Origin of the sequence: Micromonospora endophytica (genome assembly GCF_003236305.1) — a bacterium.
In the GTDB taxonomy this organism is placed as follows: domain Bacteria; phylum Actinomycetota; class Actinomycetes; order Mycobacteriales; family Micromonosporaceae; genus Micromonospora; species Micromonospora endophytica.
Genome location: NZ_POTX01000127.1, coordinates 1 through 17132 on the forward strand (window position 1 = coordinate 1; position 17132 = coordinate 17132).

The window sequence follows — 17132 nt, forward strand, 5'->3', positions numbered from 1 at the left end:
TGAAGACCACGTCCACCCAGTAGTTGCTGGCCCGGTACGACTGGCTGGGGAAACTCGACTCGCCGTAGGCGTACACACCGGCGTCGACCGGGGTCATCAACGGCCCCGACTGGATCTTGTTGGTGAAGAATCCCTGTGACACCCGGTACCGGCTGGTGTGGTACGAGGCGACGTAGACCTCGCCGGCCCTGATCGCCACCGGTGCCGGCAGTGCCACCTGTTGCCAGCCGGAGCCGCTCTCGCTCGTCGAGGTCGCGGTGGCCAGCAGTTGACCAGCGGTCCAGACGCTGACCCGGTGGCTGGTGCCGGCACCCTCCGCCTTGAGGAAACGCACGGCGGTTAGCGTGCCGTCGCTTGTCGCGGTGAAACGCAGGCCCACCTCGACCGGTGTGTTGTCGGGATCGGTAGGTACGCCGGAGACGTCCACTCCGGCGAAGAGCGAGTAGCTCTGGGATTCGGTGGCACCCTGGGCACCCAGGGCCGACACGATGACGATGGTCAGGGAGACCGCGATCGCCGACACGATGCGGCCCCGACGCCGCCGGGGCGTCGGGGAGGTGAGGATCCGCGGGTACGAGTCGCGCAGGGCGGGGGCAGGGGGATGCGATCTTTCCATGAAGTGACGCCTTTCGGGTCAGTTCTGCGCCGCCACCCGCACGGCCGGCATCGGGCCCGGATCGGAGCCGACCTCACGCGCGGCAACCGCAGTTTTCGCTGGTTATTGCTGGTTGCCAACGAGATCGACCCGTCATCGAGGATGATCATCTGCCAGATTTAAGAGCTACTTAACCAAAAGCACCTTTGATCCACATCGCCCCGATCGAGTGTGATATATTACGCGCCGTGGCGTCGCCGCTCCGGTCTACCCCTGCGGTCGCACCGGCGCGCGCCCCCAACCGGAACGCACGTCCCAGCCCGGCGAGCGGCGCTTCGCCTCGGCCAGCAGGATGATCGCCACATAACACGCCGCCGTCGGGGCCAACCAGGGCGACCGCGCCACCACGTGCCGCAGCCAGGACCAGGGACGCGGGCCGGGCACCGGGTCGGCGGTCACGCCGTACTCCGGCCCGGCGGCCCGGACGAAGCGCCAGAACTCCGCGTTGCCCTCGCGCGCCCGAGCCACCCGGCGGACGAGATCCGCGGTGCGCCGCGGCGCGCGGACCCGGATCACCGCGTCGATCTCCACCTTCTCCTGCGTGCCGACGACCGCGTCGAGGAACATGTCGTCGGCGAGGAGTTCGGGGAAGTGGTCGAAGCGCGCACGTGCCTCGGCGGAGAGCGCGATGACCCCCCGGCCGAAGAGCCGGTCCCGGAAGACGGGCAGCCGGGCGTTGACCGCGTAGTAGGCGCGGACCGGCCAGGCGCTGCCCGAGGTGTCGATCACCGGTCGGGGCACCGCGGCGGCGATCCCCGGCCGCGCGACCGCGGCGGCGAGGTCGCGTAACAATTCGACGGTGATCGGTGCGTCGGCGTCCGCGTAGATCCGGACGTCCCCCTCGGTCACCTGCTCGGCGGCGTTCATCGCGGCGGTCTTCGACGGGGTCGGGACCTCCAGCACGTGTACGCCGAACGAACGGGCGATGTCGGCGGTGGCGTCGGTGCAGCCATTGGCGACGACAATCACGGTGAGATTGTGTCGCGACTGTGAAGAATTGAACAGACGGCCCAACGTGTCGGCGATTCCGGCGGCTTCGTTGAAGGCCGGCATAATGACATCTATTCGCACTCGGCGATAGTGCCAGTCCGCAAGGTGGACGGACAACCGGACGAACAGCCATGTCAGAACGGGAGACCGAAATACGACATCAGCATGGCCACCGGGCCCCACGCAAACGTGGCTAGGATGCTGTTTCGTGTCATCCGATGTGCACGGTGCCGTCTCCGGAAACCGGATCAATCTGTACGGTATTGACTTTGATCCTTTTCACGAAAAGGACGTGGTCCGACACGTTGTCACCGAGATCGCCGCAGGCCGGGGCGGACAGATCGTCACGCCGAATGTGGACATTCTTCGCCGTGCTCGCCGGGACCGGGAGGCCCGCGCGCACGTGGAATCGGCAGATGTGGTGGTGGCGGACGGTAAACCACTTATCTGGGCCAGCCAACTGGCCGGGAACCCACTGCCGGCCCGGGTGCCGGGCTCGGACCTGATCTGGAGCCTGTCGGCGGCGATGGCCGAACAGAATCGTTCGGTCTACCTGTTCGGCGGCGCGCCGGGCACCGCCGGCCGGGCGGAGCAGGCGATGCGGTCCCGGTTTCCCGGGCTGCGCATCGCCGGGCACCTCAGCCCACCCTTCGGGTTCGACGCCCACCCTGACCAGCTTGAGGCCGCCTGCGCCACGGTGGCGGCGGCCGCGCCGGACCTCGTCTACGTCGGATTCGGCTTTCCCAAGCAGGAACGGGTGATCGCCCGGCTCCGCGCCCTGCTGCCCGGCACCTGGTTCCTGGGCTGCGGCGGGGCGATCGGATTCGTGGCCGGCATCCACCGGCGGGCACCCCGCTGGATGCAACGAACCGGCCTCGAATGGCTGCACCGCCTGGCCAACGAGCCGGCCCGACTGGCCCGCCGTTACCTGCTGCACGACCTGCCGTTCGCGCTGGAGTTGCTGGCCGTCACCGCGGTAGGCCGGCTGCGCCGCCGCCGGGACGCCGCGCCGGAGCACCGATCTCCGTCCTCCCCTGCCGGCGGCTCCGGGCAGCCGCTCTCCCGGCCGGGCGGGCAGTCATGAGCCGCCCCGACGTCTGCGTCGTGGTCGTCTCGTACAACACCCGTGAGTTGACCCTGCGCTGCCTGCGCGAACTCGACAACAGCCGGACGCCGGACGTCCGGTTCGACATCGTCGTGGTCGACAACGCCTCCACCGACGGCTCGGCGGACGCGATCGCCACGCACTTCCCCGAGGTGCGGCTGGTGCGGTTGACCGAGAACGTCGGCTGGGGCCGCGGGGTGAACCGGGGTGCGGCCGTCGGTGACAGCGACTATCTCCTGTTGGTCAACCCGGACACCATGCCTGTCGGCCAGCCGGTAAGCGACCTGCTCACCTTCGCCAGGCAACGGCCGGAGCACCGGATCTACACCGGACGGACCCTGCACGCGGACGGCACGGACGACGGGTACTCGTGTTGGGGGCTGCCCAGCATGTGGAGTCACGTCACCTTCGCCACCGGCCTGTCCACCGTCTTCCCCGGTCGGCAGTGGGCGAACCCGGAGGGGCTGCCGCGTTACGACAGACGTACGGTCCGGGAGGTGCCGGCGGTCTCCGGATGCCTCCTGCTGATCGAGCGGGCCCTCTTCGAGCAGCTCGGCGGCTTCGATCCGGTGTATTTCCTCTACAGCGACGACATCGACCTCTGCACCCGGGCGGCGGCGCTCGGCGCACGCCCGGTGGTGTGTCCCGGCGTGGCGGTGATCCACGTGGGCGGGGCGTCGTCCAGCTCCGACGGCCAGCGGATCAAGATCCTGCGGGGCCGGGTGACCTATCTTCGCCGGCACTGGTCACCCCTGCGGGCCCGGCTCGGGATCCGCCTGCTCGTTGCCGGCATCGGCCTGCGGGCCGCCGGCCGGTTGCTCCTCGGTGCACACCGCTCCCGTGGGGTGAACTGGGTGACGGTCTGGCGGCAGCGTGCTGTCTGGACGGCCGGCTGGCCACCTGTCGACGAGCCCCGGCCGCCGGACGACCCGAACAGGCCCCCGCGCGACGGCGTGACCGATGCCAGCCCCGCCGAGGTGACCTCGACGACCTGAAAGCCCCTCACAACCGAGCCGTTCCGGGCGTTCTGCGGCTTTCGTGGCTATATTGTCAGGTCGATGACCGCGCCCGTGACGCCCCCGACATGAGGAAACTCCTCGCCGCGACGCTCGGGATCCTCTCCGCGGTCGGCGGTTTCGTGGACATCGGCGACCTGGTCGCCGCCAGTCAGGCCGGCGCACGCTTCGGCATGGCGCACAGCTGGGTGCTGCTGCTCGGCGTGGTGGCGATCTGCGCGTACGCCGAGATGGCCGGCCGGATCGCGGCGGTGACCGGTCGGGCGGTGTTCGACCTGATCCGGGAACGGCTCGGCGCCCGGGTGGCGCTGCTCAACCTGCTGGCGTCCTACGTGGTCACCGTGGTCACCCTCGGCGCCGAACTGGGCGGGGTGGCACTGGCGCTGCGGTTGGCCACCGGCGTGCCGTACCTGATCTGGGTGCCGGTGGCCGGGGTGGCGGTCTGGTTGGTGCTGTGGCGGATCCGGTTCCCGGTGATGGAACGGGTCTTCGGGCTGGCCGGCCTGGCGCTCGTGGTCTTCGCCGTGGCGTTGTTCTGGCTTCCGACCGACTGGGCGGCACTCGGTCGCGGCGCGGTGACCATCGAGGAGGCCGGGCACGGCTGGGGTGCCTACTGGTTCGTCGCGGTGGCCCTCTTCGCCTCCACCGTCAGTCCGTACGAGGTCTTCTTCTTCTCCTCCGGCGGCGTGGAGGAACGCTGGAGCGCGGCCGACCTGGCCGACGCCCGGTTCAGCGTGCTCGTCGGCTTCCCGATCGGCGGGTTCCTCGCCCTGTCCCTGATCGCCACCGCGACGGTGGTGCTGGGGCCCGCCGGTCTGACCGTCTCCGGCCTCGAAGAGGTCGCCCACCCGATCGTGCTGGCCTTCGGCGGGCTCGGCCTGGCGATCGCGGCGCTCGCCTTCTTCGCGGTCACCTTCGGCGCCGCGCTGGAGACCGGCCTGTCCGCCGCGTACGCCGCCGCGCAGTACTTCGGCTGGCAGTGGGGCAAGCGGGTCAGCCCCCGCGAGGCGGCCCGGTTCCACACCGTACTGCTGGTGAGCATGCTGCTCGGGGTGCTCCTGCTGCTCACCACGATCGATCCGGTGGCGCTGACCGAGTACATGCTGATCATCAGCGCGGTGGCGTTGCCGCTGACGTACCTGCCGATCCTCGTGGTCGCCAACGACCGCACGTACCTCGGCGACCGGGTCAACGGGCGGTGGCTCAACACGCTGGCCGTGGCGCTGCTGCTGATCATCATGACCGCGTCGGTTGTCGCCATCCCGCTGGCCGTGGGCACGAGGATGGGGCAGTGAGAATCGAGGTGAGCCGGGAGCTGCTCGACCGCCAACTCCTCGACGTGCGCGGCCGGCTGATCGGCAAGGTCGACGACGTCGAGTTCGCGCTGGACCCCGAGGGCACGCCCTACCTGAGCGCGCTGCTCACCGGGCCGGGCGTGCTCGGGACGCGGGTCGGCGGCCGGCTCGGCCGGATGCTGGCGCTGGCCGCCGAACGGTTCGTCACCGACCGGTCGCTGACCCCGCTGCGCATGCCGTACCCGTTGGTCACCCGGGTCGACAGCGCGGTGTGGCTGCGGGTCCGGGCCGAGGAACTGCCCACCTCTGCGGTGGAGCAGTGGCTGCGCCGCCACCTGATCGACCGGATCCCGGGAGCCGGCCGTGCGAGCGGGTGAGCTGCTGGGCCGCACCGCGTACGACGAGCGGGGCCACCGCCTCGGCCGGGTGGTGGACCTGGTCGTCCGCGGTACGCCTGGCGGGCCGCTGCGCCTGACCGACCTGGTCGTCACCCGGCACTGGTACGGCCGGTTGAGCGGCCGGCTGATCGGTTCGGAACGCCACCCCTCCGGGCCGTGGGCGATCCGCGCCGCGGCGCGGCTGCTCGGCCGCAGCACCGTGCAGGTGCCGCTGCACCGGGTCCGGCTCGATCCGCCCCTGCCCGACGCGCCGCCGCCGGACCCGCCGCCGGGCTGAAGTCGAGGTTCAGCGACCGCGGTCCAGCACGGCGTCACCTGTCGCCGGGCGCTGCGGCCCGGTGCCGTCGAGCGGACCCGCCGGCTCCCGCCGCTCCCCCACCCCGTCGCGTCGCTGCCCGGCCGGATCCTGGCCGCCCGCCGTCTCCCGCTGCACCGCGTCCCGACCTGCCACCGTGTCCCGGTCCACCGCCGGGTCCTGATCCGCCGCCTTCTCCCGGTCCTCGTCCTCCTCCGCCGACGCGGCGGCCTCGGCGGTCCGGCACAGCCGGATCTCGGCGATGGCCCGGTCGTCCACCTGGGTGACCTCGAACCGCCAGCCGTCGACGGTGGTGTGCTCGCCGATCGTGGGGATCCGGCCGAGAACCGCGAGCACCAGCCCGGCGACGGTGGTGTAGTCGCCCTCTGGACGCCCCGGCAGTTCGACGCCGATGTCGGGCAGGTCGTGCATCGGGAAGGTGCCGGGCAGCAGCAGCGAACCGTCCGGCTCGGTACGGACCTCCCGCACGTCCCGGTCGGTCTCGTCGTAGATCTCGCCGACGATCTCCTCCAGGATGTCCTCCAGGGTCACGATGCCGTCGACCGCCCCGCGCTCGTCCACCACCAGGGCCATGTGCTGGCGTTCGGCCTTGAACTGGCGCAACGCGTCCACCACCGGCACCGAGTCGGGCAGCAGCATCGGCGGCCGGGCATACTCGTCGACCGGCTGGTCGTCGCGTACGCCGACCAGGTCCCGCAGGTGGATGACGCCTACCGCCTCGTCCAGGCCGCCGTGTCGGACCACCGGCGCGCGGGAGTGCCCCGAGGCGGCCAGCACCAGCCGGGCCGCCTCGGCGGTGGTGCCGCTGTCGAGGCAGAAGACCTGAAGCCGCGGCACCAGCACCGCCCGCAGCTTCCGGTCGGCGATCTCCACCGCGCCGGCGATGATGGTCTGTTGCTCCTTGGTGAAGCCGTGGTTGCCGGCGACGATGTCGCGCAGCTCGTCGGGGCTGATCTCGTCGCGTTCCGGCTTCGGGTTCAGCCCCACCATCCGCACCACCAGGTCGCTGGTGGCGCTCAGCGCCCAGACCGCCGGTCGGGTGAACGCGGCGAGCAGGTCCAGCGGGCGGGCGACGAGCAGCGCCCACCGCTCCGGGATCTGCATCGCGATCCGCTTCGGGGCCAGCTCACCGAAGACCAGGGTGACGAAGGTCAACGCCAGCGTGACCAGCACGATGGCCATCGGCTCGGCAGCCCGGCCGACGACGCCCTCCAGCAGCGGCACCAGCGGCCGGGCCAGGGAGACCGCGGCAGCCGCCGAGGCGAGGAAGCCGGCCAGGGTGATGCCGATCTGAATGGTGGCCAGGAAGCGGTTCGGATCCCGGGCGAGCCGGGCCAGCACCCGACCGGCCCGACCGGTGCGTTCCAACCGCTGCACCTGGCTGTCCCGCAGCGACACCAACGCCAGCTCGCTGCCCGCGAACACCGCGTTGATCACGACCAGGACTCCGACCAGGGCCAGCTGGCTCCAGTAGCTCTGCACGCCCGGCTCTCCCTCGTTGAACCGCGCCCCGAGGCGCCGCCGACGACCTCCCGCCGGCGTAGCGGTGCCTATGCCCACTCACCCCCGCCGCGAACCCTCCTTCCCCGATCGCCCAGGGGTGGGGGTGGTGGGAAGGTCGAGGAGGTACGCGTCGCCGTCGCGGCGGAAGCCGAGGCGGTGGTAGTACGGGGCGATCATGCCCGGTGGGCTGATCACCTGACGGAAGCCACGGTCGGTGAAGAGGCTGCTGCGCCGGTAGACGAACTCGCCCGGAGTGAAGTCCCGGAACGACGGGGTGACGTAGTCGAGGTCGATCTGGGCGACCCCGTCGCCGACGTCCCGGGCCAGCACCACGCCCACCACCTCGTCGGCGCGTACCACCAGGAACGCCGACCGGCCGACCGCCGGCCCGTTACGAAAACCGGGGTTGAACCGGGCGATGTCGGCGGCGTGCACCCGCAGCATGTGGGCCAGGAAAGCGTCGTCGGGCCGCACCTCGACCACCTGGTAGGTCTGCTCGTCGTGGCGGGTGGCGAGCAACCGCCGCAGATACCACACGTTGATCACGGCGAGTACGACGTTGAGCCCCACCATCGGCCAGACCTCGATCGCGGCGTTGTAGCCGATCAGCACGAGACAGCCGACCAGGTTGACGGCACGCAACCGCAGGATGCGTGTCTGCACCAGCGACCAGACCAGCAGCGCCGAGCCGGCCCAGCCGACCAGTTCCAGCCAATTCACCAGGCGAGACTAGTCGCTGCCCTGGTCAGCGGCCACTCGCCTGCCCACCGGCCGGATCGGGCGACCCGGTCACCCGGCCAGTTCGAGGACGTGCTCGTCGATCTCGTGGCCACGCCCCGGGGCGTACGCCCGCTCGGTGCCGCGCACCACGAACCCGCACTTGCGCAGCACGGCCAGGGACGCGGCGTTGTCGGCCGCCGCCCGCGCGTGCAGTGGCCGGCGGGTGACCTCGCGCAGCAGGGCGGCAAGCGCCCTGGTGGCGTACCCGCGACCCCAGCGCTCCGGGTCGATCCAGTAGCTGACCTCGGTGCGGTCGTCCACCGGAAAGGCCAGCACGTATCCGACCACCTCGTCGTCGACCGTCACCGTGCGGGCCAGGTTCTGCGGACCGGTCAGGATCCGGACCCAGTGCGCGGCGAACGCCCGCCGGTCGGTCGGGTCCGGCGCGCCGAAGGCCGCCATCCGGTTGGCCTCCGGATCGAGTTGCTGGGCGAAGAACTCCACCAGGTCGTCCTCGCCCACCGGGCGCAGCCGCAGGTCGTCGGTCACCGGCCGACCATACGCGCTCCGGGCGGGACCTGCGGCCCTGCCCTGGTCGGCTTTCGGCCCTGCCCTGGTCCGCGTCGGCGCTGCTACCAATCAGGTGAGAGGCATCGACGGCGAAACCTACGCCTGATCCGACGCCCTGTTGGGAGGTACCCGAGATGACCGCGATTTTCAACGCCACCGGACCGGTGCCGATCGCTGCGCCCCGGTCGGCCCCGGAGGCGGCACCCGCTCCGCCGGTCGGACCGATCCTGCCACTGCCCGGCACGCCGCCGGCCGCGCTGGTGCCGGTGACCCGCGACGGACGCCCGGTCGGGATGTTCGTCGCCACCGGCGGGCGCGTCCGCTACCAGCCCCTGCCCGACCCGGACCGGCTGCTGGCCGCCACCGCAGGGGTGTTGGCGGTCGGCCTGGCGACCGCTGGTGTCGCGGTGCTGGCTCGGCGTCGGCCAGCCGCGGTCGGCAGGTTGACCATGGGACCGGGCGGCTGGGTCAGCTTCCGCGGGGTACGTACACCGCCTGCTCGGGCTCCGCGTCCCTGGTGGGCGCGGCTGCTGCGGGCCCGCCGGCTGGTCGGCGAACGCTGAGTACGACCCGGTTGCGGTGCCGACGGCACCGTCGGCACCGCACCGCCCAAGGTCGTCGGGAGGGCCGTTGGTCCCGGGCCGGCAAGGCGCATCGCCCCTGCCGGGCAGCGCCAACCTCGGCGACGCTGGTGTCGAAGGCGTGCCGCAGGGGTGCGCCTGGGGTACAGGGCGGAGCGGACGGTGACCGGACAGGTCGAGCTTGCGGGCGGAGACGTACGCCCGCACACCATCGTGGCGGCCGGTTCGGAGGCCGGTCTCAGCTCGGCCGAGGCGGCGCACCGGCTACGGGTCGACGGGCCCAACGCCGCCACCACGCCGCCCCGACGACACCTGGCCACCCGGATCCTGCGTCAGCTCACCGACCCGCTGGTCGCGCTCCTGCTCGCCGCGGCCGTGGTCACCACGGCGCTGCGGGACTACCCCGACACGGCGGTGATCCTGCTGGTGGTCGCGGTCAACACCGTGATCGGGGTGGTCCAGGAAGTACGCGCCGACCAGGCCATCGCCGCGCTCGACCAGCTCGCCGCGCCGACCGCCCGGGTGGTCCGCGACGGCCGGGACGTGGTGCTGCCCGCCGCCGAACTGGTCCGGGGCGACCTGGTCCGGGTCGAGGCCGGCGACGTGGTCCCGGCCGACCTGCTGCTGCACGACGCGAGCCGGTTGCACCTGGACGAGTCGGCGTTGACCGGCGAGTCGGTGCCGGTGAGTCGCACGGCGGGCGAGCAGGCCAGCGCCGGCACCGTGGTGACCACCGGCCGGGCCGCCGGCACGGTGGTCCGCACCGGAGCGGCGAGCGCGCTGGGCCGGATCGCCACCCTGGCGGCCACCACCCGGCCGGCGGCCACTCCGCTGCAACGCCGTCTCGCCGCCCTCGGTCGCGTCCTCGCCCTCGCCGCCGTGGCGCTGTCCGGGCTGGTCTTCCTCGTCGGCCTGCTCAACGGCAGACCGCTTGGGGAGATGGCGGTCACCGCGGTGAGCCTGGTGGTGGCCGCGGTGCCGGAGTCGCTGCCCGCGGTGGTGACGCTGGCCCTGGCGCTCGGCGCCCGCCGGATGGCCGCGGCCCGGGCGATCCCCCGCCGGCTGCACGCCGTGGAGACGCTCGGTTCGGTCACCGTGATCGCCTCGGACAAGACCGGCACCCTCACCGAGGGACGGATGGCCGTGCAGCAGGCGGTCACCCGGGACGGCACCCGGTTCACGGTCACCGGCGTCGGTTACGCCCCGCACGGCACCGTGCACCGTGAGGGGACACCGGTGGCAGTATCGGACGAGCTGCGCCGGCTGGCCCGCGCCGGCCTGCTCTGCAACGACGCGGCCCTCGCACCCCCCGACGAGCAACGGTCCTGGTGGGGTGCGGTGGGTGATCCGCTGGAGGCGGCACTTGTGGCTTTCGGGGCCCGCTGCGGCCTGGACCCGCAGACCACCCGGGACGCCTGGCCTCGGATCGCCGAGCATCCCTTCGACCAGCAGCTGCGCCGGATGACCACGGTGCACCGCACCTGCGACGGCCGTTACCTGGTGGTGTGCAAGGGAGCGCCGGAGAGCGTACTCGCCGCGCCGCTGCTCGACGCCGACGTCGCCGAGCGGGAGGAACTGGTCGCCGCCGCGCACCGGATGGCCGGCGCCGGGCTGCGGGTGCTGGCACTGGCGGCGGCCCTGGTGGAGCAGCCACCGGCCGACCTCGCCCACCCCGAGGGGCTGCGCCCGGTGGGCCTGGTCGGCGTGGGCGACCCGCTGCGGGCCGGGGCGCCGGAGATCGCCGACGGCCTCGCCGACGCCGGTGTCCGGCTGATGCTGGTCACCGGCGACCATCCGGCGACCGCGGCGGCCATCGCCGGTGAGTTGGGCCTGTGGACCGAGGGCGACCCGGTGGTACGCGGTGACGACGGCGATCCCGCCCAGGCACCCGCGGTGGCGCGGGTGTTCGCGCGGACCCAGCCGGAGCAGAAACTCGACATCATCGCCGGGTTGCAGTCCCGTGGACACGTGGTGGCGATGACCGGTGACGGCGTCAACGACGCCCCGGCGCTGCGCCGCGCCGACATCGGGGTGGCGATGGGCGGCGGCACCGAGGTGGCGCGACAAGCGGCCGACCTGGTGCTTGTCGACGACGACCTGTCCACCGTGGCGACCGCGATCGGCGAAGGGCGCCGGATCTACGACAACATCCGCCGCTTCCTGCGCTACGCCCTCTCCGGCGGGGTGGCCGAGATCGTGGTGATGCTGCTCGGACCGGTATTCGGACTGCCGGTGCCGCTGCTGCCGGCGCAGATCCTCTGGATCAATCTGCTCACCCACGGGGTGCCCGGGGTCGCCCTGGGCGCCGAGCCGGCCGAGCCCGGCACGCTGCGCCGCACGCCGCGGTCGCCGCAGGAGTCGGTGCTCGGCGCGGGGCTGGGTCGGCAGATCCTGATCGGCGGCGCGCTGATCTCGGCGGTCACGCTCGGCGCGGGGCTGCTCGCCGCCCGGTGGGACCGCCCCTGGCAATCGGTGATCTTCGTCGTGCTCGGTCTGGCGCAGCTCGGGGTGGCGCTGGCCGTCCGTGCGCCACGACAGTCGGGCCACCGGTGGCGCAACCCGGCGCTGCCGCTCGCGGTGGCCGCCTCCGCGCTGCTCCAGGTGGCCGGGGTGGTGCTGGCACCGCTGCGGGACCTGCTCGGCACCGAGGCGCTCGGCGTCGGGGAACTGCTCGCCTGCGCCGCGGTGAGTGTCCTGCCCGGCCTGGTGCTGTGGTCGGCCCGGCGCTTCGGGGCCGGAACGGGCGATGCGCGTCCGCGGCAGCGTCGGGTGAGTCAGGCTGACAACGACACCAAGGAGGAGATGTGATGGTCGGCAACGCTGGTGCCCCGGTCGTGGTGGGTGTGGACGGTTCCGAGATCGCCCTGCACGCGGTGCGCGCAGCCGCCCGGGAGGCGGCGTTCCGACACCGCCCGCTGCGGATCGTGCACGCGTTCATCTGGCCGCTGATGAACGTGCCGCTCGGCCCCGCTCCGGGTGCGCCCGGCGACGGCGGGCTGCGCAACCAGGCCGAGCGGTGCCTGGCCGAGGCCGTCGCCGAGGCCGGCAAGGTGGCTCCCGAGGTGCCGGTCACCGGCGCGGTGATCGACGGTGCGGCCACTCCGGTGCTGCTCGCCGAGGCCCGGGACGCCGCGCTGATCGTGCTCGGCAACCGTGGCCTCGGTGGCTTCGCCGGGCTGCTGCTCGGCTCGGTGGCCGTGCAGGTGAGCGCCCACGCGGACTGCCCGGTGCTGGTGATCCGCGGCGAGTCTCGGGCGGACGGTCCGGTGGTGGTCGGCGTCGACGGCTCCGAGCTGTCCCAGCAGGCCGTCCGGTTCGCCTTCGAGGAGGCGGCCTGGCGCGGCAGCGACCTGGTCGCGGTGCACGCCTGGCTCTATCCGACCCCGGCCGGCCCCGGCGACATCCTGCCCCTGGTCTACGACCTGGACGCCTTCCGGGAGGCAGAGGAACGTACGCTCGCCGAGGCGGTGGCCGGCTGGTCCGAGCGCTATCCGGAGGTGACGGTGCGGCGCCGGTTGGTGCGCGGTTCCCCGGCGTCGGCGCTGGTGGAGGAGTCCCGTGACGCCCAGTTGACGGTGGTCGGCGCGCGGGGACGCGGCGCGTTGAAGGGGCTGCTGCTCGGCTCGGTCAGCCACACGGTGCTGCACCACGCCCACTCCCCGCTGGCGATCGTCCGCAAGCTGCGTACGGTCGAGGGGACCTGACCGGTGGTGTCGGCGCGGCCCGCCGGCCGGACCCGTCGACAATGAACCTGACCGACTCATGGAGAGACACATGAACCGACCTGTCGTGGTGGGAGTGGACGGATCGCCACCGAGCCTGGCCGCCGCCGAGCAGGCCGCGCAGGCGGCGGTGTGGCGGTCCCGCCCGCTGCACCTGGTGCACGGCTATCTGCATCCGCTCGGCTACGGGGTGCCGATCAACCCGTACGACGTGGGGGTGCCGGCGCCCTCGGAGGACGGCCGCAAGATGCTCGAACAGAGCGCCGCCGAACTGGCCGAGCGGTGGCCGGGGCTGAGCATCGAGGTCCGGCAGGTGGCCGGTGGTCCGGGCGCGACGCTTGTCGAGGAGTCCCGGCGGGCGGAGCTGGTCGTGGTGGGCAGCCGGGGCCTGGGCGGCTTCGCCGGGCTGCTGCTCGGCTCGGTCGGCACCCAGGTGGCCGCGCACGCCCACTGCCCGGTGCTGGTGGTCCGGCCACCCGATCGCCCGGTCCCGACCGAGGGCCCGGTGCTGGTCGGGGTGGACGGCTCGGAGCCGGCCGAGTTGGCCGTCGGGTACGGCGCGGAGGAGGCGGCTCGGCGCGGTACCGAGCTGGTGCTGGTGCACGTCGCCGACGAGCGGGATGCCGCCGAGGACGGCGCGGCCGCGGCGCTGCTGGCCACGGCGGCGGCCGCGGTCCGCGGCAGCCATCCGGACCTGGTGGTGACCGAACGGCTGCTCACCGCGGCCAAGCCCGACCAGGCGCTGATCGAGGCGTCCGGGGAGGCCGCGCTGGTGGTGGCCGGTTCGCGCGGCCGAGGTGGCTTCACCGGCCTGTTGCTGGGCTCGGTCGGTCAGGCGCTGGTGCACCACGCCCGCTGTCCGGTGCTGGTGGCCCACCCGCACGGGCACGCGGCCTGAGCGCCGCGGCCGCCGCCCTCGCCTCGGGCGGCGGCCGCGGCTCGCGGAGCTGGAGCGCCGGCTGCGGCTCGTGGGCCTGGCACGGCGGCCGCGGCTGGCGGGTCTGGCGCAGCGGCGGGCCGGTCAGGACGGGCCGGGGTCTCCGCCGCGCAGCAGTTGCTCGAAGTTCGTGGTGAGGGCGAACGGGTCGGCCGGTCCGCTGGCTGCCGGCCGGCGAAGGATCTCGTCGGCCAGTTCCCGGCCGGCCCGGCCGATCCGGGCCCGTAGCGCGCCCTCGGCCGTGCCGCCGGACCAGTCCTCCGGTGCGGCGAACACCGCTGTCGGCAGCACCGTCGCCCGTAGGTAGGTGAACATCGGGCGGACCGCGTGCTCCAAAGCGAGGGAGTGCCGGGCGGTGCCGCCGGTCGCGCCGATCAGCACCGGCCGGTTACCCAACGTCTCGGCGTCGACCAGGTCGAAGAACGACTTGAACAGCCCGCTGTACGAGGCGTTGAAGATCGGCGTGACGGCGATCAGCCCGTCGGCGCCGGTGACCTGCGCCAGCACCTGCCGCAACGGTTCCGAGGGGAAGCCGGTGAGCAGGTGGTTGACGATGTCGTGGGCGTGCTCGCGCAGGTCGATCGGGCGCAGCTCGACCGGGTCGCCGCCCCCGACCAGCTCGTCACGGGTTGCCGTGGCGAGCTGGTCGGCGAGCAGTCGGGTCGACGAGGGCTGGCTGAGACCCGCCGACACCACAGCCAGGGTGCGTGCGGTCACTGCCCGGCCTCCGCGCCCGTCCCGGCCAGGTCGCCGGCGGGAGTCTCGCCGTCGGCCGCCGCCTGCGCGGCCCGCAGCGACGCGTGCGTCGGCGCCACCGGTACGTGCGCCGGTCGCAGCGACTCGAACTCCTTACGCAGCACCGGTACGACCTCCTCACCGAGGATGTCGAGCTGCTCCAGCACGGTCTTCAGCGGCAGCCCGGCGTGGTCCAGGAGGAACAGCTGACGCTGGTAGTCGCCGACGTACTCGCGGAAGCCGAGGGTGCGGTCGATCACCTGCTGCGGACTGCCCACCGTCAACGGCGTCTGCGCGGTGAACTCCTCAAGCGACGGCCCGTGTCCGTAGACCGGCGCGTTGTCGAAGTACGGCCGGAACTCGCGTACCGCGTCCTGGGAGTTGCGCCGCATGAACACCTGCCCGCCGAGGCCGACGATGGCCTGGTCGGCGGTGCCGTGCCCGTAGTGCGCGAAGCGCTGCCGGTAGAGCTCCACCATCCGCCGGGTGTGCTCGGCCGGCCAGAAGATGTGGTTGGCGAAGAAGCCGTCACCGTAGTAGGCGGCCTGCTCGGCGATCTCGGGGCTGCGGATCGAGCCGTGCCAGACGAACGGCGGCACGCCGTCGAGGGGACGCGGCGTCGAGGTGAAGGACTGCAACGGGGTGCGGAAGCGGCCCTTCCAGTCGACCACGTCCTCACGCCAGAGTCGGCGCAGCAGGTCGTAGTTCTCGATCGCGAGCGGGATGCCGTTGCGGATGTCCTGCCCGAACCAGGGGTAGACCGGGCCGGTGTTGCCGCGCCCCATCATCAGGTCCACCCGGCCGTCGGCCAGGTGCTGCAACATCGCGTAGTCCTCGGCGATCTTCACCGGGTCGTTGGTGGTGATCAGCGTGGTCGCGGTGGAGAGCAGCAGCCGCTCGGTGCGGGCGGCGATGTAACCCAGCATGGTGGTGGGTGACGACGGCACGAACGGCGGGTTGTGGTGCTCGCCGGTGGCGAAGACGTCGAGCCCGACCTCCTCGGCCTTCAGCGCGATGGTCACCATCGCCTTGATCCGCTCGGCCTCGGTCGGCTCACGACCGGTCGTCGGATCGACCGTGACGTCGCCGACGGTGAAGACTCCGAACTGCATGACAGCTCCTCGTGTCGTCCGACCGGGGCGGTTTGGCGCCCGGCGTCCCCGACAACATATTTGACGAGTCAACTATTCCGCGACCCGGTCCGCCCACCGTGTCCCCCGTCACGCCTCTCCCCATGCCCGCCCGTGGTTCGGCGTCGTGGCACGTGCCGGCGATACGGGCTGACGGTCGGATCGCCGGTGATCCAGAACCGCCAGGGGACGTCGTGGGCCGCCGCCACCCCCACCCTCGGCCCGGCCGAGACGGCGACCGGCAGGACCGGTCGGGTCGGTGGCGTCAACAGCACCGGCCCCCGCCCGTCGATCATCGAGGTCCCGTTCGCGTCCGCGCCGACGCCGAGCGCTACCGCCAGCCGGGCCGGTCCCCGAGCAAGGTCGCGGTGAGGCACCTCCCCGCGGTGCTTGCGGGCGATGTCCAGCCCATCGACGACCTCACCAGCGCGCAGCAGGACCGCCGCCGCCTCTCCCGCACGGCCGCAGACGACATTCAGACACCAGTGCACACCGAAGACGAAATACGTGTACGCGTACCCTGCCGGCCCGAACATGACAGTCGTACGCGGCGTCGGCCCGCGATGGGCGTGTGAGGCCGGATCCTCGCCGGTCCCGGCGTACGCCTCGACCTCGGTCAACCGGATCCGGACCCCGTTGGCGGTCACCTCCCAGCCGAGCAGCGTCCGGGCGGTCTCGGCGATGTCGGCGGCGGGTGCGCTCAACCAGGGATGGTCCACCGGACCAGGTAACCGGGCGGCGCGTCGACCCGCAAGCCGCGTCAAGGCACCGGCGGGGAGGTGAGCGTCAGGTCGTACCCCAGGGGTTGTCGATGGCGTAGCGCCAGAAGCCGTCCGCCCCCTTCCGGGCCACGTCGGTAGCCGTGCCACGCAGGTCAACGGGTGCACCGTCTGCCGTCGTGCCGGTGATCGCCCAGTCCACGATGAGCAGCACCAGGTCGCACCGTACCGAGCCGGACAGGTCCTGCTCGCCGGCCAGACGAGCAGCCCAGGCGCAACCCAGGCATCAACGAGCCGTTGACAACAATTTGTTGAAGTGTTGGACTGGGTGACATGAGCGATGAATCAGTCGCACGCCCTGAAGACAGCCGAACGCACCGCAGCTACGCGGCGCTCCAGCGGCTCACCGAGCGACATGCCGCCAGCGAGGAGCAGCGCCGCCGGCATGCCAACCCGTACGCCGCCGACCCGTACGAGGCGATCGCCGTGCTGCTGGCGCTGGCCGCCGGGGCAGCCGAGCCGACGCCCGGCGAGGAGCCGGTCGACCAGGACGACCTGCTCGCCGCCCTCGCCCTCTTCCCGCACCTGCGGGCGGAGATCGACACCATGGAGGCGGGCCTGTTCACCCTGGCCCGCAGCCGTGGCCTGACCTGGCAGGCCATCGGCCACGGCCTCGGCCTCGGCAGCCCCCAGGCCGCCAAGCAACGCCACGACCGCCTCTCCACCCGCACCTCCCCCAC

General features: G+C 72.5%; 18 protein-coding genes and 1 pseudogene. 10 read left to right on the plus strand and 9 right to left on the minus strand.

Translation table 11 applies throughout. From position 1 onward, the window contains the following. Both C1I93_RS18280 and C1I93_RS18285 read right to left on the minus strand, forming a co-directional pair. On the minus strand, window positions 1-616 hold a 616-nt coding region (locus tag C1I93_RS18280; protein WP_146603525.1), incomplete at its 3' end, for a DUF4082 domain-containing protein. Window positions 617-862: 246 nt separating this feature from the next. Next, window positions 863-1708 (minus strand): glycosyltransferase family 2 protein, encoded by an 846-nt coding sequence (locus C1I93_RS18285; RefSeq protein WP_111244510.1) that lies wholly within the window; start codon window positions 1706-1708, stop codon window positions 863-865. A gap of 157 nt (window positions 1709-1865) precedes the next feature. Between C1I93_RS18285 and C1I93_RS18290 the strand changes: the two genes are divergently transcribed. The 5 genes from C1I93_RS18290 to C1I93_RS18310 all read left to right on the plus strand — a co-directional run bounded on the left by C1I93_RS18290 (window position 1866) and on the right by C1I93_RS18310 (window position 5736). Next, on the plus strand, window positions 1866-2729 hold the full coding sequence (locus C1I93_RS18290; RefSeq protein WP_498070718.1) for a WecB/TagA/CpsF family glycosyltransferase: 864 nt from the start codon (window positions 1866-1868) through the stop codon (window positions 2727-2729). Next, entirely contained in the window at window positions 2726-3745 is a 1020-nt protein-coding gene (locus C1I93_RS18295) for a glycosyltransferase family 2 protein (RefSeq protein ID WP_111244511.1), read from the plus strand. The genes C1I93_RS18290 and C1I93_RS18295 overlap by 4 nt, the downstream gene beginning before the upstream one ends. Window positions 3746-3834: 89 nt before the next feature. Continuing rightward, window positions 3835-5061, plus strand: a complete 1227-nt coding sequence (locus C1I93_RS18300; RefSeq protein WP_111244512.1) for an NRAMP family divalent metal transporter — start codon at window positions 3835-3837, stop codon at window positions 5059-5061. Then, window positions 5058-5438 (plus strand): hypothetical protein, encoded by a 381-nt coding sequence (locus C1I93_RS18305; protein ID WP_111244513.1) that lies wholly within the window; start codon window positions 5058-5060, stop codon window positions 5436-5438. Before C1I93_RS18300 ends, C1I93_RS18305 begins: the two co-directional genes overlap by 4 nt. Continuing rightward, window positions 5425-5736 (plus strand): PRC-barrel domain containing protein, encoded by a 312-nt coding sequence (locus tag C1I93_RS18310; protein ID WP_111244514.1) that lies wholly within the window; start codon window positions 5425-5427, stop codon window positions 5734-5736. Before C1I93_RS18305 ends, C1I93_RS18310 begins: the two co-directional genes overlap by 14 nt. A 9-nt stretch (window positions 5737-5745) precedes the next feature. On the opposite strand, the gene C1I93_RS18315 is transcribed toward C1I93_RS18310, so the two are convergent. The 3 genes from C1I93_RS18315 to C1I93_RS18325 all read right to left on the minus strand — a co-directional run bounded on the left by C1I93_RS18315 (window position 5746) and on the right by C1I93_RS18325 (window position 8547). Continuing rightward, window positions 5746-7257: a hemolysin family protein gene (locus tag C1I93_RS18315; RefSeq protein ID WP_111244515.1), complete on the minus strand. Its 1512-nt coding sequence runs from the start codon at window positions 7255-7257 to the stop codon at window positions 5746-5748. Between the two features lie 78 nt (window positions 7258-7335). Continuing rightward, window positions 7336-7998: a hypothetical protein gene (locus C1I93_RS18320; protein ID WP_111244516.1), complete on the minus strand. Its 663-nt coding sequence runs from the start codon at window positions 7996-7998 to the stop codon at window positions 7336-7338. Between the two features lie 69 nt (window positions 7999-8067). Then, window positions 8068-8547 carry a GNAT family N-acetyltransferase gene (locus C1I93_RS18325; RefSeq protein ID WP_111244517.1) on the minus strand — a complete coding sequence of 160 codons (480 nt, stop codon included), beginning with the start codon at window positions 8545-8547 and terminating at the stop codon, window positions 8068-8070. A 155-nt stretch (window positions 8548-8702) separates the two neighbouring features. Here C1I93_RS18325 and C1I93_RS18330 point away from each other — a divergent pair, with 155 nt between their 5' ends. The 4 genes from C1I93_RS18330 (at window position 8703) to C1I93_RS18345 (ending at window position 13769) form a co-directional block, all read left to right on the plus strand. Further along, window positions 8703-9131: a hypothetical protein gene (locus C1I93_RS18330; RefSeq protein ID WP_111244518.1), complete on the plus strand. Its 429-nt coding sequence runs from the start codon at window positions 8703-8705 to the stop codon at window positions 9129-9131. A 180-nt stretch (window positions 9132-9311) separates the two neighbouring features. Continuing rightward, window positions 9312-11957, plus strand: coding sequence for a cation-translocating P-type ATPase (locus C1I93_RS18335; protein ID WP_181445224.1), 2646 nt, complete (start codon window positions 9312-9314; stop codon window positions 11955-11957). Continuing rightward, window positions 11957-12853, plus strand: a complete 897-nt coding sequence (locus C1I93_RS18340) for a universal stress protein (protein WP_111244526.1) — start codon at window positions 11957-11959, stop codon at window positions 12851-12853. The genes C1I93_RS18335 and C1I93_RS18340 overlap by 1 nt, the downstream gene beginning before the upstream one ends. A 70-nt stretch (window positions 12854-12923) precedes the next feature. Continuing rightward, a complete protein-coding gene (locus C1I93_RS18345; protein WP_111244520.1) occupies window positions 12924-13769 on the plus strand; it encodes a universal stress protein in 846 nt (281 codons plus the stop codon). A gap of 123 nt (window positions 13770-13892) precedes the next feature. On the opposite strand, the gene C1I93_RS18355 is transcribed toward C1I93_RS18345, so the two are convergent. The 4 genes and pseudogenes from C1I93_RS18355 to C1I93_RS18370 all read right to left on the minus strand — a co-directional run. Next, complete coding sequence (locus tag C1I93_RS18355) at window positions 13893-14525, minus strand: FMN reductase (RefSeq protein WP_111244521.1); 633 nt, start codon at window positions 14523-14525, stop codon at window positions 13893-13895. Further along, window positions 14522-15655, minus strand: a complete 1134-nt coding sequence (locus C1I93_RS18360) for an LLM class flavin-dependent oxidoreductase (RefSeq protein ID WP_111244522.1) — start codon at window positions 15653-15655, stop codon at window positions 14522-14524. The genes C1I93_RS18355 and C1I93_RS18360 overlap by 4 nt, the downstream gene beginning before the upstream one ends. A 68-nt stretch (window positions 15656-15723) precedes the next feature. Further along, window positions 15724-16392, minus strand: a complete 669-nt coding sequence (locus C1I93_RS18365) for a DNA-3-methyladenine glycosylase (protein WP_111244523.1) — start codon at window positions 16390-16392, stop codon at window positions 15724-15726. A 67-nt stretch (window positions 16393-16459) separates the two neighbouring features. Beyond that, window positions 16460-16612: pseudogene (locus C1I93_RS18370) on the minus strand (Cif family virulence factor); the annotation flags it as partial. Between the two features lie 113 nt (window positions 16613-16725). Between C1I93_RS18370 and C1I93_RS18375 the strand changes: the two are divergent. Beyond that, the coding region (locus tag C1I93_RS18375; RefSeq protein WP_111244524.1) for a DNA-binding protein at window positions 16726-17132 on the plus strand (407 nt) is incomplete at its 3' end.